The organism is Dactylosporangium sp. NPDC049525, assembly GCF_040676755.1.
Lineage (GTDB): Bacteria > Actinomycetota > Actinomycetes > Mycobacteriales > Micromonosporaceae > Dactylosporangium.
The window spans coordinates 121,044-145,522 of record NZ_JBFAPO010000010.1 but is presented as its reverse complement, the minus strand read 5'-3'; the positions used below and the strand labels follow the sequence as shown (position 1 = coordinate 145,522).

Below are 24,479 nucleotides of genomic sequence, written 5' to 3'. Positions count from 1 at the left end.
GATGCGCCAGGCGACCAGGTCTCTGGAGTTTCGCAGTTTTGGGTGTGTGCCTCTCATCTGATGAGGTAGTCGAATATCGATTGATTTCGTTGGCGTGATCCCGAGCTCGCCCTCGAACGCCACCACGAATTCTGGCTGGAGAGGCTCGAAGGCTGCCGAGCGCACCACCACATCGGGCCTCCGCGTCCGCTTCGGGACCTACCCGAACCATGATCATGGGGTGATTCGTTTCCAGTTCAGGCCGTCGGTGGAGAGGTAAGCGGCGTCGACGGTGCGGGTGAGGTAGCCGCCGCCGGCGATGGTGTGCACCGGTCCGGCGTCGCTGCTTTCCGGGTTGGCGGGCAGTCCGGTGAGGGTGATCGGCTGGTATCGGTTGCCGTTGTCACGACTGGCGCTGAAGGAGGTGGTGTGGACGGTTTCGCTGGGCACGTTCGCGATCACGTGGCTGCCGTCCTTGGTGATGAACGAGTTGCCTGCGCCGTATGACCACGGTGCGGTGCCCTGCCGGTCGACCCACTGCCAGGTCGAGCCGCCGTCGCTGGTCCGGTACACGTGTGCGCCTCCGCGTGGCGAGCCGCTCATGAGCACGACGTATCCGGTGATGCCGTCGAGGGTGGTCGGATACACGGATTCGCTGCTTTGGGGTGCGGCGTTCGGGTGGTCGGTGAAGGAGTGCACCGACCAGGTCCGCCCGGCGTCGCTGCTGACGGCCAGGACTGGTCGCTCGTCGGACTGCTCATCGGTTCCGCTGATCCACAGCGTGTTCGGGTTCGGCCGAGCCGTCCGCCCAACGAAATACTGTCCGGGCGGTTGGTTGGCCAACGGCGCGATGTGTCCGGCCTGCGGATCCACCACCCACATCCGGCATGTCTGCCGGTAGTCCTGTCCGGGCTGGCCACCACAGTCGTACCGGATCCAGCCTTCGGCCGGCACCGCCGCAACCGCAGCGGTCTGCACGGTGATGTCCTTCCAGGTCCGGCCGCCGTCGACGCTGACCGTCCCCGGCTCGATCAGACGCGGCTGGGCCGACGACCCGGACGATGGGAGCGGCCCGCGGACCGACACGCCATCGAGCTGGACAACCTCGGGTGCTGTGGCGAGCACCCGCTCCGCCCGGACGTCCCGGCTGCGCATCGTCCAGGAGCGGCCACCATCGTCGGAGCCCACCAGGTCTTGCGTGCACAACTGCGGCCCCGCCGGGCAGGAGGCGACGATCGCGTACAGGTGCGTGAGGTCGCCCGCGGCGACCGACAGTACCGCGCCGTCCCGGGTCCGCTGACTGGCATCGCCGATTCCCGCCCCCCGTTCGAACCCCCGGTGGTCGGAGTTGGCCACCGCGACCGAGCCGACCGCGATCAACACCGCGGCGAGCATGCCGGCACCGCCCCGTGCGAGTGTCCGCCGCCGGCGCCGGCGCTGCCCCGACGCGTACAGGACTTCCGCAGTCAACACGCTCGGTGGCGCGGACCTGGCGGTGGCGTCGTGAAACAGTTCCCGGATGTCGGTCATCACTTTCCCTCCAAGTCGATCACCAGCGGCCACCCAGCCCCGACGGGCCCCGGCTCCGACCCGGCCGCAGGGCGGTCCCCCGAACTGGCATCCGCCTCCTCGCCCGGCTCGTGGACCGGCGCGCCGAGCAGCTCACGTAGCAGCGCCAAACCGCGCGATGTCTGGCTCTTGACGGTGCCAGCCGAACAGCCCAGAACCTCGGCGGTCGCTGCGATGTCAAGGCCCTGGTAGTACCGGCACACCAACACCGCCCGCTGCCGCGGCGGCAACCGGCGCAGCGCCGCGACGAACGTCAGCCGGTGGGCCACCGTCTCCGTGTCGTCCGCGCTACGAACAACATCAGGCACGTCAGCGACCCGCCGTTCCCAACGCCGCCACGCCCTGCGAGTCTCCGCGAGATACGCCCGCACGAGGCAGGTACGAACGAACGCATCCAGGGCCGCCGGATCGCGCACCCGCTGCCAACCGGACGCCAGCCGGACGAAAGCGACCTGCGTGAGGTCGTCCGCCCAGTGCCAGTCGCCGCACAGCAAATAGGCCGCCCACCGGACCGCATCACGACGGGCCGCGAAGTACTCAGCGAACCGACGCTGCTCGCTCGGGTCATCATTCACCACGGCAACCTCCTCACCTACCAGGTGCCCACCCACCCAGCCAAAGGTTGAGCGACCCGACAACATTGAGCCCTTCCAGCCTCATGATTCGTGGTGGCGTTCGAGGGCGAGGACGGCCTTGGCGACGGTGCCGACGCGTTCGGCGCAGCTGCCGACCTCGGCGAAGATCCGCCACGCCTTCCGGGTGGCGAAGCCGCGTTCGCGCCGGGTCCGCGGATGCTGTTGACCGTCCGGTTACGGGCCCCGCTGTGCCTCTTGCGTCAGGCTGATTGAGAGCGGCGTCGCGGTCACGGCGATAGCGTGCCTGGCAGGATCATGGCCATGGACAGCTCGTCGAGGAACGTGCCGTCGATCAGCAGGCAGTCCACGCGGCGGCCTTCGTGGACGAAGCCCATGCGCTCATACAGGACGACCGCCCGGTGATTGTGGGCCATCACGTTGAGCTCGAGCCGGTGCAGGCCGCGGGCGGCCGCCCAGCGCTTCGCCTCCTCCAGCAATCTGGTGCCGACGCCTTTGCCGCTCGCTTCGGCCAGGACACCGATGATGACGTGGGTCGTGGACCGGTTCCGCCGGAACTTTCCGCCGGCCAGCTCCACATATCCGGCCAGCTCGCCGGGCCGGCCGGCCACGATCACCACTGAGTTCTCCGACCGGCTCACGTCCTCCAGATGACGAGCCAGCGTCTGCGTCGAGGTGTCCCGCTCGTCCGGCTCCAGGAGCATGAACGAGGTCTCTTCGTCCAGGCGCTGCTTCAGCCGCATCAGCGCCACCGCGTCGTCCGGCCCGGCGATGCGCAGGACCGGCCGGCCGGTGTCTTCGTCGTCGCTCACGAAGCCATTTTGCCCCGATCCTGGCACCGAGCGGCACGGCGCAACACGACCCGGGACGCGGCGGGGTCGGCTACGGGTTGACGGTGAGGACGAGTTTGCCGGTGGTGCGGCGGGCGAGCAGGTCCTCGTGGGCGCGGCGGGCGTCCTCCAGAGGGTAGGCGGGCCGAGCTGCGGGCGCAGGACGCCGGTCGCGGTCAGGTGCAGCAGCTGGGCAAGGGGGCCGTGGAAGGCGTCGGGGCGGGTGAGGACGGGGCGGAGCCAGAAGCCGGCGACCGCGATGCTGCGGTTGGCCAGGTCGGCGGGGTCGACGGGTGGGCGGCCGCCGCGGGAGGCGTCGCCGTAGGTGACCAGGCGGCCGAGTGGGGCCAAGGTCGCCAGGGCGGCGGTGAAGGTCGGGCCGCCGGTGGACTCCAGGACGACGTCGACGCCGGCGCCGTCGTTGGCGGCCAGGACGCGGTCGGTGTAGCCGTCGGGGGCACTGTCCACAGTGGCATCAGCGCCGAGGGACGCGGCCAGGGCGCGTTTCGCGGGGGTGGACGCGGCGGCGATGATCCGGCCGGCGCCGAGGTGGCGGGCGAGCTGCACGGCGAGGGTGCCGACGCCGCCGGCGGCCGCGTTGACCACGACGGTGTCGCCGGGGCGCAGGGCGGCGCTGCCGTGCAGGAGGTGCCACGCGGTGAGGCCCTGCACCAGCAGGGCGAGGGCCGGGCCGTCGGCGACGACGTCCGGCACGTCCACGACGTCCACTGTGGACACGGCGGCGCGGGCCGCGTAGCCGCCGCCGGCGAAGGTGAGTGCGGCGACCCGGCGGCCGTCGGGGGTGCGGCCGACGACCTCGGTGCCGGGGATGAACGGCAGGGTCTGGCCGCCGCTGTAGGTGCCGGCGGTGCGGGACGTGTCGGCGTAGTTGATCCCGGCCGCGCTCACGTCGACGAGCACCTGGCCGGGCGCGGCGACGGGGTCGGGGGCGTCGGCGGGCACGAGGACTTCCGGACCGCCGAAACGGTCGCAGCGGATGGCGCGCATGATCCCAACCCTACGAGGCGCTACGAGGTGACCAGATCCAGGATCCGCTGCCAGGCGTCCGTCGCAGGGCCCGGGCGGTAGGTGGGCGGGCCGGGCAGCAGGAAGGCGTGCGGGGTGTCGGGGTACACGACGATCTCGTGCCGGACGCCGGCGTCGCGCAGGGCCGCGCCGACGGTGCTGACGTCGGCGGGCGGCACCACGTGGTCGTCGCCGCCGACGAGGAACAGCAGCCGGCCGGTGATCGCGGGGGTCAGGGTCACCGTCGGCGACGGGCGGCTCAGGGCGATCCGGGTGTCGGTGAGCCAGCCCGGGTACAGCACCGCGGTCGCCGCCAGGCCGAGGCGGGCCGCCGCGAGGTACGCGACGTGCCCGCCCATGCTCAACCCCACCATGCTGACCCGGGCCGGGTCGCCGCCCAGGACGTCCACGGCTTCGGCGACGTCACCGACGGCCTCGTCGCGGTCCAGGGCGTGCAGCAGCTCGAAGCCGCGGGCCCGGCCGGCGTCGTCCTGGGTGAGTTCGACGCCGGGTGCGGTGCGGTGGTAGAGGTCCGGCACGGCGACCAGGCAGCCGGCCGCGGCGAGCCGGTCGGCGAACGCGCGGACCGCCGCGTCGACGCCGAAGAGCTGGTGGCCGACGACGACCCTGTGCTGCGCGCCGCCGGACGGCGGCCGGGCGAGGTACATGCCGGCCACGCTAGCCAGCGGGAATCAGCCGCGACCAATAGCGGCGGCGATGGCGGCGATCAGGCTTCGGATGGCACCTCGCGGAGCTTGCCGGTGGCGACGTCGTAGACGAAGCCGCGGACCGAGTCCTTGCGCGGGATGAACGGGTCGTCGAGGATGCGGCGGACCGACTGGCGCACGTCGTCGTCGAGGTCGCTGAACGCCTCCGCGGACCAGGACGGCTTGATGCCGACCTCGGCCAGGATGCCGGCCTTGAACTCGTCGTCGGTGAAGGTGAGCATGCCGCAGTCGGTGTGGTGGATGAGGACGATCTCGCGGGTGCCGAGCAGCCGCTGGCTGATCGCGAGGCTGCGCAGCTCGTCGGCGGTGATGACCCCGCCGGCGTTGCGGATGACGTGGGCGTCGCCCTCGGCGAGGCCGAGCAGGCCGTACGGGTTGAGCCGGGCGTCCATGCACGCGACGATCGCGATCTGCTTCGCCGGTGGCAGCGGCAGGTCGCCCTTGGTGAAGCCGGCGGCGTAGCGCTCGGCGTTGGTGAGCAGCTCATCGGTGACGGTCATGCCCGTGCCATAAACCCATTACTCAGATGGGAATAGTGTCCTACTTACTCAATCCCCGGCACGGTCCAGAGTGGCGAAGATCAGGGCGAGCACGGCCAGGCCGAGGCACAGCGCCGCGCCGTGCGCGAGGGCGGTGCTGTGGCCGGGCGCGGTGAGGAAGATACCGCTGACCGCGGCGATGCTGACGCTCGCGGCGAGCCGCTGCGACAGCTGCAGCAGCGCGGCGCTGAGCCCGTTGGCGCCCGGCGGCGCGTGGTGCAGGGTCAGCGCCTGGTTCGGGGCGATGATGAACCCGCCCGCGGCGCCGGTGACGAGCTGGCTCGCGGCCAGGGCCCACACCACCTGCCCCTCCGGCACCAGCTCGACCGCGGCGAGGGCGGCGGCGATGCTGCCGACGGCGACGCCGAGGGCGATCGTGGTGCCGCGCCGGCGCAGGCCCGCGGTGAACGCCGACGTGACGGTGAAGCCGACCGCGCTCGGCAGCGCGATGGCGGCCGCGGCGAGTGGCGCGTAGTGCAGGCCGTCCTGCAGGTACAGCGACAGCACCAGGTTGAGGGCGAGGGTGGCGCCGAAGTAGCACATGGCGACGAGGATGCCGAGCACGTAGCCGCGGCTGCGGGTCAGCGACGGCAGGAGGATCGCGGTGCGCCCCTTCGCCGTCCAGCGGCGCTCCCAGGTGACGAACGCGACGGCGCCGGCGGCCGCGACGGGCAGCCACCACCATCCGCCGGCGGCGCCGGCGAGGGGCAGCAGCGCGGCGAGCGTGGTGCCGGCCAGCAGCAGCAGGCCGCCGAGGTCGAGGTCGCCGGTGCGGCCCTCGGGTCGGCGGGCGGGCAGGACCCGCAGCGCCAGCGGGATCGTCACCACGGCGAAGGGCAGGTTCGCCAGCAGGACCAGCCGCCAGCCGAGACCGGGCCCGGCGACCTGCAGCACCAGGCCGCCGAGCAGCGGGCCGAGCATCCCGGCGACCCCGCCGACGAACGCGTAGGCGCCGAGCGCGCGGGCCCGGTCCCGGCCCCGGAACAGGTCCTGGAACAGGCCGATGATCTGCGGGTTGACCACGCCCGCGCCGAAGCCCTGCAGCAGTCTCGCCGCCGCGACGACCCAGCCGTGCTGCGCGGACGCGGCGGCGATCGCACCGGCGGCGAACAGCGCGAGGCCGCCGACGAACAGCAGGCGCCGGCCGTACATGTCGCCCAGGCGCCCGGCGGGCACGAGCGCGAGCCCGAACGTCAGCGAATAGCCGGCGAGGATCCACTGCAGCGAGGCGGTGCCGGCGTCCAGGGACCCGCGCAGCGCGGGCACGACGACGTTCAGCACCGACTGGTCGAGCAGCGTGGTGAACCCGGCACCGAGGCAGACCGCGACGACCCACCGCGCCGCACCGGTCTTGACCGGCACCGGAGCGGTGGTCAGCGACACCCGGCGATCGTATACCTATTTTTCCGATCGGAAATAGGGTCATATTTGTCACGCCGTAAGATCCGGGTCCGTGACGGTGCAGGGTGTACTCCTCGACCTCGACGGCACGCTGCTCGACCACGAGGGCGCGGTGACGGCGGCGCTGCTGCGGTGGCTGCCCACCATCGGGGTCGAGCCGACCGCGCCGGTCCGGGCGTTGTGGGCCGCGGCCCAGGAGCGGCATCTGGTGGACTGGCGGGCCGGGCGGATCACGTTCCAGCAGCAGCGCCGGCGCCGGGTCAGCGACCTTCTGGCCGCGGCCGGCCGGGTCGCCGCGGACGACGCCGAGCTCGACACCCTGTTCTCCGGGTTTCTGGAGGGGTACGAGCAGTCCTGGGCGCCCTATACCGACGTCGTCCCGGCGCTGGAGGAGCTACGCCGGGCCGGACTGCGCACGGCGGTGCTGACCAACGGCATCGAGGCGCAGCAGACCGACAAGCTGGCCAGGATCGGGCTCCTCGACCGGGTCGGGCCGGTCTTCACCGCCGAGACGCTGGGGTTGTTCAAGCCCGACCCGGCGGTGTTCGCCGAGGCGTGCCGGCGCTGGGGACTGCCGCCCGGCGCTGTGGTGAGCGTCGGCGACCGGCACGACCTGGACGTGCTGCCCGCCCGGGCCGCCGGGCTGCGTGCCGTGCACCTGGACCGCGACGGGGCCGGGCCGCACGACGAGCCGCACCGGGTCGCGTCCCTCGCCGAGCTACCGGGGTGCCTGCACGCGGCCGCCTGAGACCGCGGACGCGGACGCGAGCAGCGCCAGCTTCTCCGCGTCGGCGGTGCCGGCGTCGGGGTGGTAGACCACGAGCATGATGCCGTCCGTCCCGCTGATCAGCAGCTTCTCCCGGTTCAGGCGGATCTCGCCCACCTGCGGATGGTTGAACGGGATCACCGCGCCGGCCCGCGGGCGCACGTCGTGGCGCGCCCACAGCTGCCGGAACAGCGGGCTGACCAGGGACAGCTCGCCGACGAGCTCGATGCAGCGCGGATCGTCGGTGTCGGTGCCGACGGCCTGGCGGAAACCGGCGACCAGGCCGGCGGCGGCCGTCTCCCAGTCGGGGAACAGGGCCTGCTCGGCCGGGTCGAGGAACACGTCCCGCAGCCGGTTGCCGCCCGGGACGAGGCGCGGCGAGAGGGCCGTGGCGAGCGGGTTGGCGGCGAGGACGTCGAGGTAGCGCCCCTCGACGAACGCGGGCAGCGGGAGCATCGCCACGAACTTGGCCGTGCTCGGCGGGACGGCCTCCTTCCGCGGCCGCGGCCGGCGGCGGGGCTTGGCGGCGGCGAGGCCGAGCAGGTAGGCCCTGGTGTCGTCGTCGAGGCGCAGGACCCGGGCAAGAGACTCCAGGACCTGCGCCGACGGGCTGCGGTCGCGCCCGCGCTCCAGCCGCAGGTAGTAGTCGGCGCTGATGCCGGCCAGCATCGCGACCTCCTCGCGGCGCAGCCCCGGCGTCCGCCGCACCCCCACGACCGGCACGCCCGCGTCCTCGGGGCTGACGAGCTCCCGGCGGGCGCGGAGGAACGCGCCCAGCAGGTTCGGCTCCTCGCTCATGCCGCCAACGGTAGGCCGGAAGCACGCCCCGTGAGGGGGTCCTGCCGGACCCCTGGCTGGCCGGGGCTCTGGCTCGGCCCGCCCGGGCGCCGGACCGTGGTCGCATGACCAACAACCAGCAGCGGGTACTCGTCACCGGCGGATCCGGTTTCATCGCCGGGCACTGCATTCTGCAGCTGCTCGACCAGGGCCACCTCGTGCGCACGACCGTGCGTTCGCTGCGGCGCGAGCGCGAGGTGCGGGCCGTGCTCGCCGACGCCGGCATGGTGCACGGCGACGCGCTGAGCTTCGTCGCCGCCGACCTGACCAGCGACGCGGGCTGGGCCGAAGCCGTCGACGGGTGCGATTACGTGCTGCACGTGGCGTCGCCGGTACACCTCGGGAAGGTCAGGCACGATGACGACCTTGTCGTCCCCGCCCGCGAGGGCACGCTGCGGGTGTTGCGCGCCGCCCGCGACGCCGGCGTCCGGCGGGTCGTGCTGACCTCGGCCTTCCACGCGGTCGGCTTCGGCCACCCCCACACCGATCGCACGTTCACCGAGGACGACTGGTCGGTGCTGGACGGGCCGGGCGTGGACGCGTACGGCCGGAGCAAGACCCTCGCCGAGCGCGCCGCGTGGGACTTCATGGCCGCCGAGGGCGGCGCGCTGGAGCTCACCACGATCCTGCCGGTCGCCGTGATGGGGCCGGTGCTGGGCGGGGACGTCTCCGGAGCGAACCACATCGTGCAACGGATCCTCGGCGGGCAGCTGCCGGGCTACCCGAACCTGTGGATCCCGATCGTCGACGTGCGCGACGTGGCGCGGGCACACGTGCTGGCCATGACCGCGCCCGGTGCTGCCGGGCAGCGGTTCCTCCTCGCCGGCGGCCCCGCGGTCGCGATGCGGCAGATCGGCGCGATCCTGAAGGCGCACCTCGGCGACGCCGCCGCCCGGGTGCCGGCCCGGACCATCCCGGACCTCGTCGTGCGGGTCGCCGCCGTGTTCTCCGCGGAGTTCCGCCCGGTCGCGGCCGACCTGCACTTCGTCAAGGAGGTCTCGACCGAGAAGGCCCGCCGGATGCTGGGCTGGCAGCCGCGCGCGTCGCAGGACGCCATCGTCGCCGCCGGCGAAAGCATGGTCGCGAAGTCGCTCGTCAGGAACTGACCCCGAGGTGGCGGTCGAGGAAGTCGAGCACGGTGGCGGTCAGCTCCAGCCGATGGTCGGAGAGGGCATGGTCGGTCGGGAACACCACGTGCTCGAGGCGCAGACGCGGGCGCGCCCCGTACACCTGGACCAACGGATGATGATGCACCTCTGGCGGGGCGACGGGGTCGCGGCCGGTGCCGACGAGCAGGACCGGGCGGTCCTCGAAGGCGGGTGCGAGGCCGGCGAGGCGCCACGCTGGACCGGCGGCCATCATCTCGCTGACGAGGGCCTCGCCGCTGGTACCGCGCAGCGCGAGCAGGTCGCTGCCGAACGCCTCGACGCACTCCGCCCGGGTCGCGGGGTCGGCGCACAGCTCGGCGGCGGCACCGAGGTCGAAGCCGGCCACCGAGACGGCCGCGCGGACGGCCGGGTCGGCGGCGGCCGTCATCAGCGCGGCGAACCCGCCGAGGCTGTGCCCGGCCACCGCCACCCGCGACGGGTCGAGGCGGTGCGTGGCGGCGAACGCCTCGGCGCGGACGGCGGCGACGACCGTGGTGGCGTCGGCCAGGACGTGCCGCCAGGCGTAGTCGCCGCCCATGCCCCACGAGCCGCGGTAGTGGAAGACGAGCGCCGCGTAGCCGGCCCGGCGCAGGGCCTGCGCGAGGTCGAAGTTGCGCTCGTTGCCGGGGAAGCCGTGCAGGAGCACGACCACTGGGTGCGGGCCGGGGCCGGCGGGCAGGTGCAGCACGCCGGCGAGGGTCTCGCCGCCACTGGTGAAGGAGACCGCGGGGGTGCTCGCGGCCGGGACCGTCGTCATCGTCGGGACGCTAGCACAGGGATCGAACCGGTCGGTACCATCTGTGGCGTGCCAGTCGCCAAGGGAAGCGCGATCGACCCGGCCCGCACCCGCGCCGGCATCCTCGCCGCCGCCACTGAGCTGCTCTACCGGCGGGGGCTGGACGGCGTCGGCGTGGCCGAGCTGTGCGCGAGCGTCGGGGTGTCGAAGGAGACGCTCTACCGGCACTTCGGCTCGAAGGACGGCCTGGTCGATGCAGTGCTGCGGGAGCGCAGCGACCGGGTGACACGGTGGCTGGCCGACGCCGCGGCCGCCGCCGGCGACGACCCGTGGGCGCAGCTGGCGGCGGTGTTCGACGCGCTCGGGCGGTGGCACGCGGAGCCGTCCTTCCGCGGCTGCGCGCTGCTCAACGCGGCGACCCAGTGGCACGAGGGCACCGCCCGGGCCACCGCCGCGCGTCACCTGGACCGGCGCCTGGACCTGCTCACCGGGATCGCCCGGCGGGCCGGCGCGCGCGACCCGGCGACGACCGGCCGGCAGCTGCTCGCACTCGTGGTGGGCGCCACGGTGCTGGCGGATCTCCACCCCGGGCCGGGCGCCACGGGGGCGGCCGGAGACGCCGCGGCGGCGCTACTTCGAGCGGGTTGTCCAACGGTGTCCAACGATGGGCGATCGACGGGCATCACATCGACAGAATGACGGTATGGCGGCGGCTCAACTAGTACATGACGAACTGTATTGGAACTATCGGGAACAGACCCGGACATCCGGGATGCTCGTGCGCACCGGACGGTTACGCGCCTGGCGCGAGGACAACGGCCGATTACTGGCCATGCTGACCGTCCAGCCGTACTTCGAGGACTACGGATGCACGATCCCGGCACAGGTGCGGGAGCGGTTCCCGTTCTCCGGGCGGCTCGTGGACGTGGTGTCCTATGAGCCGGGCTGGTGGGGCGGCAACTGCCGCTACCACGTGGCCGACCCGGCGTACGCGGCCGTGCAGCGATGGATGTACATCGACGCGCGGACCATCGCCCGCCGGCTCGGCCCGGCGTTCCAGATCGACGACGAGGCGGACACGACGTTCGGCCAGCTCGGCGCTTGACCCTTCACACGCGGCTTGCACGGGGGGCCGCCCACCTTGGCGTAAATATCGGGCAAAACGCCATGAAGGCCGCGGAGCGTCCGTAGCGTTGGGTTGATGAGGATGGTTCACAGGCTGGCTGCCGTTCTGGCCGCCGTCGCGGTGACCGGTTCCCCGGCCACCGCCGCCCACGCCCAGGCTTCCGAAGACCTCCGGCCCGCGTTGCTCACGCCGGCCGACCTGCCCGAAGGATTCGTGCCGATCGCGGCCGCCACCAGCGACGACGGCGCGGTCACCGTCGGCGGCAACTTCCCCGGCTGCCCGTCCCTGGACCCGGTGACCGGCGACGGCACCACGGCCGCCGCCGTCACCTACAGCAAGGGCGTCGTCGGGCCGTACCTGACCCACGCGCTCGTGCACTTCCCGGCCGGCGGCGCCACAACCGCAATGGACCGGCTCGCCGACGCCGTCACCACCTGCAAGTCCTTCAGCCAGGAGCTCGCCGGCATCACGGTCCGCTTCACGCTCGCACCGGCGCAGGTGCCGGCGACGCTCGGCGAACGCGCCTTCGGGGTGCGGGTGACCGGCGACACCGACTTCGGCATCGCGGTCACCGCCGACATCGTCGCGGTCCGCCGCGGCGAGTTCGTGCTGTGGCTCAACGACATGACCGTCGGCACCACCGGCGCCGGCCTGGTCGGCACCCTCGCCAAGGCCGCCGCGGACCGCTGCGCGCAACGCGTCACAGGCTGCTGACGGCTCATGGGCCGCGACGCGCGGCGCGTCACACGCCGCTGACGACTCATGGGCCGCCGCGCGCAGCGCGTCACGCGTTGCTGACGGCGAGCACGACCTTCCCGGCTGAACGGCCGGTGGCAACCCGCTCGTGCGCCTTCGCGACCTCCTCGAGCGGCAGCACGGCGTCGACGACGACCCGCAGCTCGCCGCGGTCGACGAGATCGACGAGGGAGCGCAGCCCCGCGTGGTCGGGCTGCACGAGCAGGAACCCGGCCCGGCGACCCTGCCGCCGCGCCTCCTCGGCCAGGTACACCTCGGCGGGCGAGGCGAGCGCCACCAGGACGCCGCCCGGGCGCAGCACACCCAGGGACCGCGGGCCGTACTCGCCGCCGATCGGGTCGACCACGACGTCGACGTCGGCGACGACGTCCTCGAACCGCACCGCGGTGTAGTCGATCACCTCGTCCGCGCCGAGTCCGCGGACGAGGTCGTGCTTCGCGGCGCTCGCCGTACCGATGACATACGCGCCCCTGGCCTTGGCGATCTGCACGGCGAGGTGCCCGACACCGCCGGCCGCCGCGTGGATCAGCACCCGCTGGCCCGGCCGCACGTCGGCGGTGTCGACGACCGCCTGCCACGCGGTGAGCCCGGCCAGGCCGAGCCCGGCGGCCTCCACATGCGACAGTCCGGCCGGCTTGCGGGCCAGGTGCCGGGCCGGCGACGTCACGTAGTCCGCGTAGGTGCCGGCGGCCTCCGGCAGCCGCGGCATGCCGAACACCTCGTCGCCGGGCCGCAGCCAGGTCACGCCGAGGCCGACCGCCGCGACCACCCCGGACACGTCCCAGCCGAGCCGGACCGTGGTGCCGAGCAGGCCGCCCGTGCTGCGGTGCCACAGGTCGGTGGGGTTCACCCCGGTCGCGTGGACCCGCACCAGGACCTCCGAGACCCCCGGCTCGGGCCGGTCCACCTCCACCACCCGCAGCACCTCGGGCCCGCCCAACGTGTCCTGACCAATCGCGCGCATCGCGTTGTCTCCCATGCGCCCAGCCTCGCCGCGACGACCGCCACATTCGAGTGGCCACATTGCCAGTATGTGCAAGGATCTGGCCATGGCCGCGCACCGTGTCCTCGTCCTCGCCCTCGACGGGGTGTATCCGTTCGAGCTGAGCATCCCGAGCCGGATCTTCGGCACCGCCGGCCCGCTGTACGAAGTGGTGACCTGCAGCCTCGACGGCGCCCCGGTCCGCACCGCCTTCGACTTCAGCGTCGTCGTGCAGCACGACGCGGCCGCCATCGACACCGCTGACACGCTCGTCGTGCCGCCGTTCGTGTGCGCGCCCGACGGACCCCGCGACTGGCTGCCCGCTCCCCTGTCGGCGGCGCTGCGGCGGCTGCGACCCGGCGCGCGGATCGTGTCGATCTGCACCGCGTCCTACGTGCTGGCCGCCGCCGGGCTGCTCGACGGGCGCCGCGCGACCACGCACTGGAACGACGCGGAGCACTTCCAGCGCACCTTCCCCGCCGTCGACGTCGACGCCTCGGTGCTGTTCATCGACGACGGCGACGTCCTCACCGCCGCCGGCGCGGCCTCCGGCATCGACGTGTGCCTGCACCTGATCCGCCGCGACCACGGCAGCGCCGTCGCCAACCGGGTCGCCCGCCTCTGCGTGGTGCCGCCGTGGCGCGAAGGGGGCCAGGCGCAGTACATCGACCGGCCAGTCCCGGCACCGGCCACCGCGACCACGGCCGCGACCCGGCAGTGGGCCCTCGGCCGCCTGGACCGGCCGATCTCGCTCACCGAACTGGCGGCGCACGCGCAGATGAGCGTCCGCACGTTCTCCCGCCGCTTCCGCGAGGAGGTCGGCATGACCTCGGGGCAGTGGCTGACCCGGCAGCGGATCGAGCACGCCCGGCGCCTCCTGGAGACGACCGACCTGCCGGTGGACCGGGTCGCCGCGGAGGCCGGGTTCGGCACCGCCGCCTCCATGCGCCAGCACCTCGCCACCACGATCGGCGTGCCGCCGATGGCCTACCGCAACACCTTCCGCGCCACCACCGCACCAACCTGACACCGCGGCCCAGCGCGGCGGGGCGGGCGCGGCGGGGCGGGGCGGGGCGGCCGTCCGTTACAGGCGCAGGCCGGACTGCACGGCGAAGACGACGAGCTGCGCACGGTCGCGGGCGTGCAGCTTCAGCATCGCCCGGCTGACGTGGGTGCGGACCGTGGCGGGGCTGACCACCAGCGCGGCGGCGATCTCGTCGTTGGACCGGCCGGTGGCGACCCACGTGACGATCTCCCGCTCCCGCTCCGTGAGCCGGTGCAGCTGCGGATGCGGCACGGGCGGCGGCGACGCGGCGGCGCCGAAGCGCTCGATGACGCGGCGGGTCACCGACGGCGACAGCAGCGACTCCCCCGCGGCGACGACCCGGACCGCGCGCAGCAGCTCCTCCGGCGGGGCATCCTTGAGCACGAAGCCGCTCGCCCCGTCGCGCAGCGCGGTGAAGATGTACTCGTCCAGCTCGAACGTGGTGAGCATGACGACCCGTACCGTGGCGAGGGCAGGGTCCGCGGTGATCTGCCGCAGCGCCGCCAGCCCGTCGAGGACCGGCATCCGGATGTCGAGCAGGACGACGTCGGGCAGGCAGCGGCGTACCGTCGCGACCGCCGCCATGCCGTCGGCCGCCTCGGCCACGAGGTCCACATCGGACTCGCCGTCGAGCAGGGTCCGCAGGCCCATGCGGACCAGGGCCTGGTCGTCGGCGACCACGACGCGGATCACGCCGGCTCCAGCGGCAGCCGCGCCGCCACCGCGAACCCGCCACCGGCGCGCGCGGCGGCGTCGAGGGTGCCGCCGAGGCGTTGCGCCCGGGTCCGCATCCCGGCGATCCCGCTGCCCTCGGCCACGGCGCCCGCCGCCCGCCCGTCGTCGGAGACCTCCACGACCAGGTCGTCGCCGTCGCGGGCGATCCGCACCCGGGCGACGACCGCGCCGGCGTGCCGCAGGACGTTGGTGAGGGCTTCCTGCAGGATGCGGTACGCGGCGACGTCCACCTCCTGCGGCAGCTCCCCCGCCCAGATGTCGGCGACGACCGCCAGCCCGCCGGACCGGATCCGTTGCAGCAGCACCGGCGCCTCGGCCAGCCCGACCGCCGGCCGGCGCGGCCCGTCGTCGCCCGCCCCGCGCAGCAGTCCGAGCTCGGCGCGCATCCCGTCCAGGGCGTCGCGGCTGGTCGCCCGGATCGCCTCCAGGGACTCCCGGGCCTTGCCGGGTTCCCGGTCGAGCACGTGCAGCGCGACCCCGGCCTGCATCGCGATGACGGCCAGCCCGTGCCCGACGGCGTCGTGCAGCTCGTGCGCCATCCGCATCCGCTCGTCGGCGACCACCCGCTGGACGTTCGCCTCGTGCACCTCGGCGAGGGCGTCGCGGCGGGTCCGCACGTTCAGCCCGATCGCGCCGGGCAACGCGACCGCGAGCAGCACCAGCAGCGGCCAGCTGCCCGCGTCGCCGTGGTACGGCAGGCCGAAGCGGAGCTCGCCGGCCACGTACACGGCCAGCCCCAGCGCGACGTTCGCCGGCACCGATCGTCCCGCCGGCCACGCCACGGCCACCCCGGCCGCGGCGACCGGGACCGCGACGAGGATCGGCCCGACCGGATACCCGGCGGCGAGATACGCCACCACGGCGGCACCGGCTCCGGCGAGGGTCACCGCGGGCAGCCGGCGCAGCGCGAGCGCGGCGACCGCCGCGACCACGACGAGCAGGTAGGCGACCGGGTCGGGCGAGCGGGTCCAGCCGATCTCGCCGTCGCCGGCGTCGCCGGTGCCAAGCAGCCCGGCCCCGGCGATGAGCAGCGCCGGCCACGCCACCCGCCACATCGTGCGCAACGCCCCGGACCACATCGGCCGAGGATACGTCGATTTGCGTACGCGAGGTGCCGTCCGCACGCTGACGCCCCGCCGCCCGCCGGCGCCGATGCTCGACCCATGACCGAGACGATGGTTTCCACCGACCGGCTGACCCGCCGCTACGGCCCGCGCGCCGTGGTCGACGGCGTCAGCCTGACCGTCCACAAGGGAGAGGTGTACGGCTTCCTCGGCCCGAACGGCGCGGGCAAGACGACGACGCTGCGCATGATCCTCGGCCTGGTCCGCGCCTCGTCGGGCACCGCGACCGTCGCGGCGAAGCGCACCGGCGCGCTCATCGAGGGGCCGGGGTTCTTCCCGTACCTGTCCGGCCGGGACAACCTGCGGGTGCTCGCCCGGCACCGGGCCCTGCCGGACACCGCCGTGGACACCGCGCTGGACCGGGTGGGGCTCGACGGGGGTGGGGCGTTCCGCACGTACTCCCTCGGCATGAAGCAGCGGCTCGGCGTGGCGGCGGCGCTGCTCGGCGACCCGGAGCTGCTCGTCCTCGACGAGCCGACCAACGGCCTGGACCCCGCCGGCATGGCCGGGATGCGGGGCCTGCTGCGCGACCTCGCCCAGGAGGGCCGCACCGTGCTGCTGTCCAGCCACCTGCTCGGCGAGGTCCAGGACATCTGCGACCGCGTCGGCGTCATCAACGGCGGGCGGCTGGTCGCGGAGAGCACCGTGGCCGCGATCCGCGGCACCGCCACCCTCTTCGTGCGGGCCGAACCGCTGGACACGGCCGTCGCCGTCGCCGCGCGGGCCGGCCTGGCGGTCTCCGTCGCCGACGGCGGCCTCCGGTGTGCCACGGAGGCTCCGCCGTTGGTGCGGGCGCTCGTGCAGGCGGGAGTTCTGGTGTACGAGGTGCGCACCGTCGAGCGCTCCCTTGAGGATGTCTTCTTCGACCTGACGGAGGTTTCGGCGTGAACGCGGAGCTGCTGCGGCTGCGCAAGTGGCCGGTGCTGTGGGTGCTGCTCGGTGTCGGGCTCGCCCTGGACCTGTTGTTCGGCTATGTCTTCGACTACCTGTCCTACCGCACCGGCAGCCGCCCGGTGAGCGAGGACGGGCCGCTGCTCGCCGGCCTGCTGCCCGCCGGCGTGCCGGTGACGACCGTGGAGGGCATGCCGATGTTCGGCGGGGCGATCCTGCTGATCCTCGGCGCGCTCGCGGCCGGCAGCGGCTACGGCTGGGGCACCTGGAAGACGGTCCTCACCGTCGCGCCGTCGCGGCTCTCGGCCCTGCGGGGTCTGCTCGCCGCGCTCGGCGTCGTCGTCGCGGGCCTGGTCACGGCGATGTTCACGGCCAACTTCGCCGCCGCGACCCTGATCGCCGCCGCCGAGTCGCGATCCCTTGCCCCACCGGGGTTCGCGGACCTCGCCCGGGCCGCCGGCGGCGCGCTGCTGATGCACGGCATGTGGGCGGCGTGCGGGGTCCTGCTCGGCATCCTGGCCCGCGGCCCGGCCCTGGCCGTCGGCCTGGGCATGGTGTGGACCCTCGCGGTGGAGAACCTGCTGCGCGGCACCGGCAACGTCCTCGCCCCGGTCGGCGCGGTCGCGGACCTGTTGCCGGGCACCGCGGCGGGCTCCCTCGCCGGCGCCCTGGGCGCGACCCCCTTCACCGACAACGGCACCCCCGGCGTGCTGTCCACATTGGACGGCGGCCCGGCGGCGCTGCTGCTCGCGGCCTGGACGGTGCTGTTCGTCGTGTCGGCCGGAGTGCTGCTCACCCGCCGGGACGTCACGTGACCGCCCGGCCGACGGCGGCCCGGTACGCCGCCTCGAAGCGCTCCGTCTCCGCGATCCAGCGCACCCGGTCCCGGTCCTGCGGTGGCATCCGCTCCAGCAGCCCGGCCGCGACGTCGTCGGGCAGCGCGGCCAGGATCCGGCCCGGTCCCCAGCCGCCGGTCATGGTGGCGAGGGTGAGCGCCGCGGCGTCGGGGTCCATCGCGGTCAGGAACTGGGCGGCGACGTCCGCCGGCCGCCACTGCAGCTGCTGGGCCGCCCGCAGCCGTGGCATCAGGGAGAGCCGCGCCGCGGCGTCCTCGGCGTGCATCAGCAGCAGGACCTGGTCGCGCTTCGGGCGGGGGAACCGCACCGCGGCCACGGCCGGCGGGATGGCCGCCAGCAGTTGCGCGGCCAGGGTTTGCGGCATCGAGTTGAACATCCACGCCGCCGAGTGGACGTCCATCGCCGCGATCGCGGCCGCCACCGTGGCGACGTCGCCCATGGCGGCCGCGATCCGGGCCGCCGGCGCGGGTTCGAGCGCCTCGAACACCGCGGCGAGATCTTGTGCGTCCAACGCGGCGAGCTCCGCGGCGGCCTCGGCGGCGGGGAGCGCGGCAAGCTCCGGCGCGGGCCGCGGATGGGTGATCGGCACGCCGTGCGTGCGCCGCCAGCGCCGCCACGCCCGGTCGGACGTCGTGCGCTGGTCGGGATGCTCGACGCTCCACAGGACGTGCCGGGCGTGCACGGCGGCGGCCCGATCCGGCCGACCGCCCGCCTCGCGCAGACGGTCACGCAGCGCAGGGCTGTCGAGGTACTGCGCCAGCGCGTGGAACTGCCCGTCCATGCGGCCGCGGCGGGGCCGGTGCACGACGTCGAGCAGCAGGTCCTCCAGTTCGGCGCGCACCGCAGGTGACGCGCCGTGGCGGACGAACCCGAACACGGCCGAGTACATCCACGGCCAGCGGGGCAGCACGCGCTGCCAATCGGCCGGGAACCGCTCCTCCCATTGCAGCCGCAGCAGCGCGTACGGCTCGAGCCGGCGCAGTTCGTCGCCGGTCAGCTCGGTGTGCTCGGCGACGAAGGCGCTGGCCGGGTCGGCGAGGGTGCCGGTCGGCAGGGACTGGTAGCGCCGCCACAGCAGCGTGAGGTGCCGCCGCACCGCCGCCTCGCGCACCGCGGCGTCGTCGGCGACGAGGTCGAAGACCCAGGCGTAGGCGTCCAGCGCCCGGATGTCGAACCGTTCCAGCACCGGGTCAGGGTCTCACTCGGACAGCAGCGAGGAGACCTGCGGGGAGAAGGTGGCGTGCAGGACGAGGGCGGCGCCGCCGACGACGGCGGAGTCGACGCCCAGCGGGGACAGCGCGACGTCGACGATGCGGATGTGCCGGGCCAGGGGGCGGGTCGCCAGCGCCCGCACCACCGCTTGACGGAAGCGGGCCTCGACGTGGCGGATGCCGTGGCCGCCGAGGATGACCAGGTCGACGTCGACGATGTTGACGACGTTGACGACGACGGTGGCGAGGTGCTCGGCGGCGGCGTCGATGACCGCGGCGGCAAGGGGGTCGCCGGCCGCGGCGGCGAGGCAGATCGCCGGGTGGTCCACGGCGAGCGGATCTTTGCGGTACACCTCGGCGAGCGACGATGCGGGCGGGTCGGCGGCGGCGAGCAGGCGGTGCGCGGCGGCGACGATCGCGGGCGGGTTGACGAGGCTCTCCAGGCAGCCGCGGTTGCCGCAGTAGCAGCCGGGCCCGTCGGCGGCGACCGAGGTGTGGCCGAACTCGGCGGCGTTCATCGAGCCGCCGCGATGCACCTGGTGGCCCAGGACGAGGCCGCCGCCGACGCCGGTGCCGAGGTGGAAGTAGGCGAAGTTGGCGACGCCGCGGCCGGCGCCGGCCCAGCGCTCGCCGACGGCGGCGGCGGTGGCGTCGTTGTCGAGGGTGACCTCGAGGCCGGTGGCGGTGGCGAGCATCTCCTTGATCGGCACGCGGCTCCAGTTGGCCAGCTGCGGCGGGGAGATGACCATGCCGACGTGCTGGTCGATGGGGCCGGGAGCGGCGAGGCCGAGGCCGAGGACCTGGCCGCGCTGGACGCCGGCGTCGGCGAGGACCTCGTCGACGAGCTCCGCCATGGCGGCGGTGACGAGCGCCGGGTCGGCCGGGCTGGGGGTGGGCCGGCGGGCGGTGACGAGCGGGCGGCCGAGCAGGTCGACGACGACGGCGGCCAGCTCGACCGGGTCGAAGTGCAGGCCGACGACCCGGCCCGCATCGGCGTTGATGCGCAGGACGGTGCGGGGCTTGCCACCGTTGGACGTGCGGGCGCCGTCCTCATGGACGATGCCCTCGTCGATCAGGCGACGGACGATTCCAGACACGGTCTGTGGGGTGAGCCCGGTGTGCTGTGCGATCTCCACGCGGCTGACACCGTCGGCGAGCTGAATCTGATCCAGCACCACAGCCCGGTTGTATTGTCCTACTTTAGGGAGATTGGTCCCTACCTGTCGCACGCGTTCTCGCCTTCTCGCCGTTCCTCATCACATCCTCTCCCAGGACGTTGACTTTGTAAAACAATTTGATTTAGGCTCGGACACACGCAGCTAACCGCCCGGACACGAGGCAGCGACTCTCGCCCCGCTCGCGACGCCGCGTCATTACCGGATTGTTACCAACCAGTCCAGCTGGCGGCTTTGCAAAGTCTGCGATCTGAAATAAGTTGGTCGCCACAACAAATGTGCCAACTGGCGTTCCCCCGGAGGCAACATGACGAGCAGCGCTCCGGTCTTGCTGGAGATGCGGTCGATCACCAAGGAGTTCCCCGGCGTCAAGGCGCTGGCCGACGTCAACTTGGTGGTCCGTTCCGGCGAGATCCACGCCATCTGCGGCGAGAACGGTGCCGGCAAGTCCACGCTGATGAAGGTCCTCAGCGGCGTCTACCCGTATGGCTCCTACAGCGGTGACATCATCTACCAGGGCACCGAATCGCGCTTCCCGGACATCCGCAGCAGCGAGCACGCCGGCATCGTGATCATCCACCAGGAGCTCGCGCTCGTGCCCGGCATGTCCATCACCGAGAACCTGTTCCTGGGCAACGAGCCCCGCAAGTTCGGCGCGATCGACTGGCAGGCCGCCAACAAGAAGGCCTACGAGCTGATGGCGCTGGTCGGCCTCAAGGAAGACCCCGACACCCTCATCAAGGACATCGGCGTCGGCAAGCAGCAGCTCGTGGAGATCGCCAAGGCGTTCGCCAAGGACGTGCGGCTGCTCATCCTCGACGAGCCGACCGCCGCGCTCAACGAGAACGACTCCCGGCACCTGCTGGACCTGCTGCGCGGCTTCAAGGAGCGCGGCATCACCTCGATCATGATCTCGCACAAGCTCAACGAGATCGAGGCGATCGCCGACACCATCACGATCCTGCGCGACGGCAAGACCATCGAAAGCCTCGACGTCAAGGACGACGGGGTCAACGAGGACCGCATCGTGCGCGGCATGGTGGGTCGCGACCTCAACAGCCGGTTCCCTGACCACACGCCCAACATCGGCGAGGTGTTCTTCGAGGTCCGCGACTGGACGGTCCGGCACCCGATCTCCGCCGACCGCCTGGTGTGCAAGAACTCCAGCTTCAACGTGCGCCGCGGCGAGATCGTCGGCTTCGCCGGCCTGATGGGCGCCGGCCGCACCGAGCTCGCGATGAGCATCTTCGGCCGGTCCTACGGGACCTGGCTGTCGGGGCACATCTTCAAGGACGGCGAGGAGATCGAGCTCAAGACGGTCGCCTCGGCCATCAAGCACGGCCTGGCGTATGTCAGCGAGGACCGCAAGGCGATCGGCCTCAACCTCCTCGACGACATCAAGACGTCGATGGTGGCGGCCAAGCTGTCGAAGATCTCCCGCAACGGCGTGCTCGACCAGGTCAAGGAGCACACGTTCGCCGAGAGCTACCGGCAGAGCCTGCGGGTCAAGACCCCGACGGTCGACGAGGGCGTCACCAAGCTCTCCGGCGGCAACCAGCAGAAGGTCGTCCTGGCGAAGTGGATGTTCACCGACCCGGACCTGCTGATCCTCGACGAGCCGACCCGCGGCATCGACGTGGGCGCCAAGTATGAGATCTACGGCATCATCCAGAAGCTCGCCGACCAGGGCAAGGGCGTCATCGTCATCTCGTCCGAGCTGCCCGAGCTGATCGGCCTGTGTGACCGGATCTACACAGTGTTCGAAGGCACCATCACCGGCGACGTCGCCCGGCGTGACGCCACCCCGGAACTCCTCATGAAGCAGATGACCTCTACGAAGACGATGCCGACTACGAAGAAGATGCCGACGCCATGAGCCGAATCAAAGACCTGCAGAAGAACCTCTTCGGAGGCACGACCTCCAACGCCCGCCAGTTCGGGATGATCTTCGCGCTGGCGGCGGTCGTCCTGTTCTTCGAGATCAAAACCGGCGGCCTGACCCTCACGTCCCGCAACCTCATCGCGGTCGTGAGCCAGTATTCGTACATCCTGATCCTGGCCATCGGCATGCTGATGGTCATCGTGGCCGGTCACATCGACCTGTCCGTCGGCTCGGTCGCCGCGTTCGTCGGCATCATCGTGGCCAAGGCGATGCAGGAATGGAACCTGCCCTGGTGGCTGGCCATCCTGCTGGGTCTGGGGGTCGGCGCGGTCGTCGGGGCGTGGCAAGGCTTCTGGGTCGCCTATATCGGGGTGCCAGCCTTCATCGTCACCTTGGCAGGCATGTTGCTGTTCCGAGGCGGCAACCAGTACATCGGCAACGCCGACTCGGTGCCGGTGCCGAAGGCCTTCCGGGAGATCGGCGCGGGCTACCTGCCCGAGGTCGGACCGTCGAGCATCCCCTACAACAACCTGACGCTGCTGCTCGGCCTGGCCGCCTGCCTCGCCGTCGCCTACCGGGAGTACCGCGCCCGGCAGACCCGCGTCGCCATGGGTGCCGAGCCGACCCCGGTGTGGGTGTCGCTGATCCGCCTGGCCGTGATGCTCGGCGTGATCATCTTCGCCACGCTGCGCTTCGCCGGCGGCCCCCGCGGCACCAGCTTCCCGGTGTCCGGCATCATCCTGACCGTCCTGGTCATCGCATACGCCTTCTTCACCCGAAACACGGCCGGCGGCCGCTACATCTACGCGGTCGGCGGCAACGCCCGCGCCGCGGAGCTGTCCGGCGTGCGGCTCAAGCGGGTCAACTTCTTCGTCATGATGAACATGTCGGTCCTGGCCGCACTGGCCGGCATGATCTTCGTGGCGCGCTCCGCAGCCTCCGGACCGCAGGACGGTCTGAGCTGGGAGCTGGACGCCATCGCGGCCGTCTTCATCGGTGGCGCGGCCGTCTCCGGCGGTCTCGGCACGATCAGCGGTTCGATCGTCGGTGGTCTGGTCATGGCCCTGCTCAGCAACGGCCTGCAGCTGACCGGCACCGGCTCCGACATGGTCCAGATCATCAAGGGTCTGTTCCTGCTCGCCGCCGTCGCGTTCGACGTCTACAACAAGAGCCAGGGTCGCTTCTCGATCATCGGGTCGCTAAGTAAACCCTTCCGCCGGGAGTCAACCGGAGGTCCGTCCGCACCATCCGGAACCGGACAAGAGGCCGCCAAGACCCCGGTGGCCGGCTGACGCCCTGTCCCGCCCCAACACCCGCACCTCCATCCGAAGAAAGGCAATCCCAAACATGCGCAAGTTCCTCACCAGGAGCCTCGCCGTCAGCGCGGTCGCTCTGCTGGCGCTCAGCTCCGCCGCCTGTGGCGACTCGGACCGCGACGCCGGCAGCAGCCCGACCGGTGCCGCCAAGGGCTTCGCCGCCGACTCCCTGATCGGTGTCGCGCTGCCGTCGAAGACGTCGGAGAACTGGGTGCTCGCCGGTGACCTGTTCACCAACGGCCTCAAGGACGCCGGCCTCAAGTCCGACGTGCAGTACGCCGGCGCGTCGACCACCGTCGCGGACCAGCAGGCGCAGATCTCCGCCATGGTCACCAAGGGCGCGAAGGTCATCGTCATCGGCGCCACCGACGCCGCGCAGCTCTCCACCCAGGTCAAGGCGGCCAAGGACGCCGGCGCCAAGGTCATCGCCTACGACCGGCTCATCACCAACACGCCGGACCTGGACTACTACGTCGCGTTCGACAACTTCAAGGTCGGCCAGCTGCAGGGCCAGGCCCTGGTGGACGGCATGAAGGCCAAGAAGGCGACCGGCCCCTGGACCATCGAGCTGTTCTCCGGCTCGCCGGACGACAACAACGCCGGCGTGTTCTTCAACGGCGCGATGGACGTGCTCAACCCGCTGATCGCCAAGGGCGACATCATCGTCGGCTCGGGCCAGAAGGACGTCAAGCAGACGGCCATCCAGGGCTGGAAGGCCGAGGGTGCGCAGTCGCGCATGGACTCGCTGCTGACCTCGACCTACACCGGCACCAAGACCCTCGACGGTGTGCTCTCCCCGAACGACACGCTGGCCCGCGCGATCATCACCTCGATCAAGGGTGCCAACAAGCCGCTCCCGATCGTGACCGGCCAGGACTCCGAGGTTGAGTCGGTCAAGTCGATCATGGCTGGCGAGCAGTACTCCACCATCAACAAGGACACCCGCAAGCTGGTTGCCGAGACCATCAACATGGTCAAGGCGCTGCAGGGTGGCAACGAGCCGACCATCAACGACACCAAGTCGTACAACAACGGCTCGAAGATCATCCCGTCGTTCCTGCTCGCGCCGGTCATCGTGACGAAGGCCAACGCCGCCGAGGCGTACGCCAACGACCCGAAGCTCTCCCCGCTCACCAAGTAACCACAGGCACCTGACGTCGTGGGGGGCCCCAACAACCCCAGCCCGGGCCCCCCCGAGCGGAAACACCGGGTTTAGCCCCCGGGGCG

At 72.4% G+C, this 24,479-nt stretch carries 25 protein-coding genes; 12 read left to right on the top strand and 13 right to left on the bottom strand.

The features are described from left to right. Positions 1-213 precede the first annotated feature (213 nt). Complete coding sequence (locus AB0K00_RS17720) at positions 214-1,509, bottom strand: sialidase family protein (RefSeq protein ID WP_363521978.1); 1,296 nt, start codon at positions 1,507-1,509, stop codon at positions 214-216. Further along, positions 1,509-2,126 carry a SigE family RNA polymerase sigma factor gene (locus AB0K00_RS17715; RefSeq protein WP_363521976.1) on the bottom strand — a complete coding sequence of 206 codons (618 nt, stop codon included), beginning with the start codon at positions 2,124-2,126 and terminating at the stop codon, positions 1,509-1,511. Before AB0K00_RS17715 ends, AB0K00_RS17720 begins: the two co-directional genes overlap by 1 nt. 87 nt (positions 2,127-2,213) lie before the next feature. Between AB0K00_RS17715 and AB0K00_RS17710 the strand changes: the two genes are divergently transcribed. Continuing rightward, a complete protein-coding gene (locus AB0K00_RS17710) occupies positions 2,214-2,396 on the top strand; it encodes a hypothetical protein (RefSeq protein WP_363521975.1) in 183 nt (60 codons plus the stop codon). Between the two features lie 14 nt (positions 2,397-2,410). On the opposite strand, the gene AB0K00_RS17705 is transcribed toward AB0K00_RS17710, so the two are convergent. Genes AB0K00_RS17705 through AB0K00_RS17690 form a run of 4 tightly spaced genes read right to left on the bottom strand, consistent with a single transcriptional unit; the run spans position 2,411 to position 6,647 of the window. Beyond that, a complete protein-coding gene (locus AB0K00_RS17705; protein WP_363521973.1) occupies positions 2,411-3,979 on the bottom strand; it encodes a GNAT family N-acetyltransferase in 1,569 nt (522 codons plus the stop codon). 20 nt (positions 3,980-3,999) lie between these two features. After that, the gene (locus AB0K00_RS17700) at positions 4,000-4,665 is read right to left on the bottom strand and encodes a dienelactone hydrolase family protein (RefSeq protein ID WP_363521971.1); all 666 of its coding nucleotides are present in this window, start codon (positions 4,663-4,665) and stop codon (positions 4,000-4,002) included. 59 nt (positions 4,666-4,724) lie between these two features. Then, positions 4,725-5,225: a carbonic anhydrase gene (locus AB0K00_RS17695; protein WP_363521969.1), complete on the bottom strand. Its 501-nt coding sequence runs from the start codon at positions 5,223-5,225 to the stop codon at positions 4,725-4,727. 48 nt (positions 5,226-5,273) lie between these two features. Beyond that, entirely contained in the window at positions 5,274-6,647 is a 1,374-nt protein-coding gene (locus AB0K00_RS17690) for an MFS transporter (protein WP_363521967.1), read from the bottom strand. Positions 6,648-6,717: 70 nt separating this feature from the next. Here AB0K00_RS17690 and AB0K00_RS17685 point away from each other — a divergent pair, with 70 nt between their 5' ends. Then, the gene (locus AB0K00_RS17685) at positions 6,718-7,413 is read left to right on the top strand and encodes an HAD family hydrolase (RefSeq protein ID WP_363521966.1); all 696 of its coding nucleotides are present in this window, start codon (positions 6,718-6,720) and stop codon (positions 7,411-7,413) included. On the opposite strand, the gene AB0K00_RS17680 is transcribed toward AB0K00_RS17685, so the two are convergent. Beyond that, a complete protein-coding gene (locus AB0K00_RS17680; protein WP_363521965.1) occupies positions 7,384-8,229 on the bottom strand; it encodes a helix-turn-helix transcriptional regulator in 846 nt (281 codons plus the stop codon). The genes AB0K00_RS17685 and AB0K00_RS17680 overlap by 30 nt on opposite strands. Before the next feature lie 104 nt (positions 8,230-8,333). On the opposite strand from AB0K00_RS17680, the gene AB0K00_RS17675 reads away from it, so the two are divergent. Next, positions 8,334-9,374 carry an aldehyde reductase gene (locus AB0K00_RS17675; RefSeq protein WP_363521964.1) on the top strand — a complete coding sequence of 347 codons (1,041 nt, stop codon included), beginning with the start codon at positions 8,334-8,336 and terminating at the stop codon, positions 9,372-9,374. Here AB0K00_RS17675 and AB0K00_RS17670 read toward each other — a convergent pair. Beyond that, positions 9,364-10,173, bottom strand: a complete 810-nt coding sequence (locus tag AB0K00_RS17670; protein ID WP_363521963.1) for an alpha/beta fold hydrolase — start codon at positions 10,171-10,173, stop codon at positions 9,364-9,366. The two genes, AB0K00_RS17675 and AB0K00_RS17670, sit on opposite strands and share 11 nt — an antisense overlap. 48 nt (positions 10,174-10,221) lie before the next feature. On the opposite strand from AB0K00_RS17670, the gene AB0K00_RS17665 reads away from it, so the two are divergent. The 3 genes from AB0K00_RS17665 to AB0K00_RS17655 all read left to right on the top strand — a co-directional run bounded on the left by AB0K00_RS17665 (position 10,222) and on the right by AB0K00_RS17655 (position 11,992). Then, entirely contained in the window at positions 10,222-10,851 is a 630-nt protein-coding gene (locus AB0K00_RS17665) for a TetR/AcrR family transcriptional regulator (RefSeq protein WP_363521961.1), read from the top strand. 73 nt (positions 10,852-10,924) lie between these two features. After that, complete coding sequence (locus AB0K00_RS17660) at positions 10,925-11,257, top strand: hypothetical protein (protein ID WP_363521960.1); 333 nt, start codon at positions 10,925-10,927, stop codon at positions 11,255-11,257. Positions 11,258-11,353: 96 nt separating this feature from the next. After that, complete coding sequence (locus tag AB0K00_RS17655; protein WP_363521959.1) at positions 11,354-11,992, top strand: hypothetical protein; 639 nt, start codon at positions 11,354-11,356, stop codon at positions 11,990-11,992. A 70-nt stretch (positions 11,993-12,062) separates the two neighbouring features. Here AB0K00_RS17655 and AB0K00_RS17650 read toward each other — a convergent pair whose 3' ends face one another. Continuing rightward, positions 12,063-12,998 carry an NADP-dependent oxidoreductase gene (locus tag AB0K00_RS17650; RefSeq protein WP_363521957.1) on the bottom strand — a complete coding sequence of 312 codons (936 nt, stop codon included), beginning with the start codon at positions 12,996-12,998 and terminating at the stop codon, positions 12,063-12,065. An 85-nt stretch (positions 12,999-13,083) separates the two neighbouring features. Here AB0K00_RS17650 and AB0K00_RS17645 point away from each other — a divergent pair, with 85 nt between their 5' ends. Continuing rightward, positions 13,084-14,043, top strand: coding sequence for a helix-turn-helix domain-containing protein (locus AB0K00_RS17645; RefSeq protein WP_363521955.1), 960 nt, complete (start codon positions 13,084-13,086; stop codon positions 14,041-14,043). A 57-nt stretch (positions 14,044-14,100) separates the two neighbouring features. Here the strand turns inward: AB0K00_RS17645 and AB0K00_RS17640 are convergent, their stop codons facing one another. Next, positions 14,101-14,754: a response regulator transcription factor gene (locus AB0K00_RS17640; RefSeq protein WP_363521953.1), complete on the bottom strand. Its 654-nt coding sequence runs from the start codon at positions 14,752-14,754 to the stop codon at positions 14,101-14,103. After that, positions 14,751-15,875, bottom strand: coding sequence for a sensor histidine kinase (locus AB0K00_RS17635; RefSeq protein WP_363521951.1), 1,125 nt, complete (start codon positions 15,873-15,875; stop codon positions 14,751-14,753). Before AB0K00_RS17635 ends, AB0K00_RS17640 begins: the two co-directional genes overlap by 4 nt. Before the next feature lie 84 nt (positions 15,876-15,959). Here AB0K00_RS17635 and AB0K00_RS17630 point away from each other — a divergent pair, with 84 nt between their 5' ends. Both AB0K00_RS17630 and AB0K00_RS17625 read left to right on the top strand, forming a co-directional pair. After that, positions 15,960-16,808, top strand: a complete 849-nt coding sequence (locus AB0K00_RS17630) for an ABC transporter ATP-binding protein (RefSeq protein WP_363521948.1) — start codon at positions 15,960-15,962, stop codon at positions 16,806-16,808. Continuing rightward, positions 16,805-17,626: an ABC transporter permease gene (locus AB0K00_RS17625; protein WP_363521945.1), complete on the top strand. Its 822-nt coding sequence runs from the start codon at positions 16,805-16,807 to the stop codon at positions 17,624-17,626. The genes AB0K00_RS17630 and AB0K00_RS17625 overlap by 4 nt, the downstream gene beginning before the upstream one ends. Here AB0K00_RS17625 and AB0K00_RS17620 read toward each other — a convergent pair. Both AB0K00_RS17620 and AB0K00_RS17615 read right to left on the bottom strand, forming a co-directional pair. Then, positions 17,619-18,854: a hypothetical protein gene (locus AB0K00_RS17620; protein WP_363521942.1), complete on the bottom strand. Its 1,236-nt coding sequence runs from the start codon at positions 18,852-18,854 to the stop codon at positions 17,619-17,621. The genes AB0K00_RS17625 and AB0K00_RS17620 overlap by 8 nt on opposite strands. A gap of 12 nt (positions 18,855-18,866) precedes the next feature. Continuing rightward, a complete protein-coding gene (locus AB0K00_RS17615) occupies positions 18,867-20,057 on the bottom strand; it encodes an ROK family transcriptional regulator (protein ID WP_363521939.1) in 1,191 nt (396 codons plus the stop codon). A 304-nt stretch (positions 20,058-20,361) separates the two neighbouring features. Between AB0K00_RS17615 and mmsA the strand changes: the two genes are divergently transcribed. Genes mmsA through AB0K00_RS17600 form a run of 3 tightly spaced genes read left to right on the top strand, consistent with a single transcriptional unit; the run spans position 20,362 to position 24,393 of the window. Continuing rightward, the gene (gene mmsA, locus AB0K00_RS17610; RefSeq protein WP_363521936.1) at positions 20,362-21,930 is read left to right on the top strand and encodes a multiple monosaccharide ABC transporter ATP-binding protein; all 1,569 of its coding nucleotides are present in this window, start codon (positions 20,362-20,364) and stop codon (positions 21,928-21,930) included. After that, a complete protein-coding gene (mmsB, locus tag AB0K00_RS17605; protein WP_363521933.1) occupies positions 21,927-23,228 on the top strand; it encodes a multiple monosaccharide ABC transporter permease in 1,302 nt (433 codons plus the stop codon). Before mmsA ends, mmsB begins: the two co-directional genes overlap by 4 nt. 55 nt (positions 23,229-23,283) lie before the next feature. Then, positions 23,284-24,393: a sugar-binding protein gene (locus tag AB0K00_RS17600; protein ID WP_363521931.1), complete on the top strand. Its 1,110-nt coding sequence runs from the start codon at positions 23,284-23,286 to the stop codon at positions 24,391-24,393. Positions 24,394-24,479: the final 86 nt, after the last annotated feature.

What these genes read in the sequence shown, in the direction of transcription:
- AB0K00_RS17720 (WP_363521978.1), bottom strand. Translation starts at nt 1,509, where the DNA reads ATGACCGACATCCGGGAACTGTTTCACGACGCCACCGCCAGGTCCGCG.
- AB0K00_RS17705 (WP_363521973.1), bottom strand. Translation starts at nt 3,979, where the DNA reads ATGCGCGCCATCCGCTGCGACCGTTTCGGCGGTCCGGAAGTCCTCGTG.
- AB0K00_RS17700 (WP_363521971.1), bottom strand. Translation starts at nt 4,665, where the DNA reads ATGTACCTCGCCCGGCCGCCGTCCGGCGGCGCGCAGCACAGGGTCGTC.
- AB0K00_RS17695 (WP_363521969.1), bottom strand. Translation starts at nt 5,225, where the DNA reads ATGACCGTCACCGATGAGCTGCTCACCAACGCCGAGCGCTACGCCGCC.
- AB0K00_RS17680 (WP_363521965.1), bottom strand. Translation starts at nt 8,229, where the DNA reads ATGAGCGAGGAGCCGAACCTGCTGGGCGCGTTCCTCCGCGCCCGCCGG.
- AB0K00_RS17675 (WP_363521964.1), top strand. Translation starts at nt 8,334, where the DNA reads ATGACCAACAACCAGCAGCGGGTACTCGTCACCGGCGGATCCGGTTTC.
- AB0K00_RS17670 (WP_363521963.1), bottom strand. Translation starts at nt 10,173, where the DNA reads ATGACGACGGTCCCGGCCGCGAGCACCCCCGCGGTCTCCTTCACCAGT.
- AB0K00_RS17660 (WP_363521960.1), top strand. Translation starts at nt 10,925, where the DNA reads ATGCTCGTGCGCACCGGACGGTTACGCGCCTGGCGCGAGGACAACGGC.
- AB0K00_RS17655 (WP_363521959.1), top strand. Translation starts at nt 11,354, where the DNA reads ATGAGGATGGTTCACAGGCTGGCTGCCGTTCTGGCCGCCGTCGCGGTG.
- AB0K00_RS17650 (WP_363521957.1), bottom strand. Translation starts at nt 12,998, where the DNA reads ATGCGCGCGATTGGTCAGGACACGTTGGGCGGGCCCGAGGTGCTGCGG.
- AB0K00_RS17645 (WP_363521955.1), top strand. Translation starts at nt 13,084, where the DNA reads ATGGCCGCGCACCGTGTCCTCGTCCTCGCCCTCGACGGGGTGTATCCG.
- AB0K00_RS17635 (WP_363521951.1), bottom strand. Translation starts at nt 15,875, where the DNA reads ATGTGGTCCGGGGCGTTGCGCACGATGTGGCGGGTGGCGTGGCCGGCG.
- AB0K00_RS17630 (WP_363521948.1), top strand. Translation starts at nt 15,960, where the DNA reads ATGACCGAGACGATGGTTTCCACCGACCGGCTGACCCGCCGCTACGGC.
- mmsA (WP_363521936.1), top strand. Translation starts at nt 20,362, where the DNA reads ATGACGAGCAGCGCTCCGGTCTTGCTGGAGATGCGGTCGATCACCAAG.
- mmsB (WP_363521933.1), top strand. Translation starts at nt 21,927, where the DNA reads ATGAGCCGAATCAAAGACCTGCAGAAGAACCTCTTCGGAGGCACGACC.
- AB0K00_RS17600 (WP_363521931.1), top strand. Translation starts at nt 23,284, where the DNA reads ATGCGCAAGTTCCTCACCAGGAGCCTCGCCGTCAGCGCGGTCGCTCTG.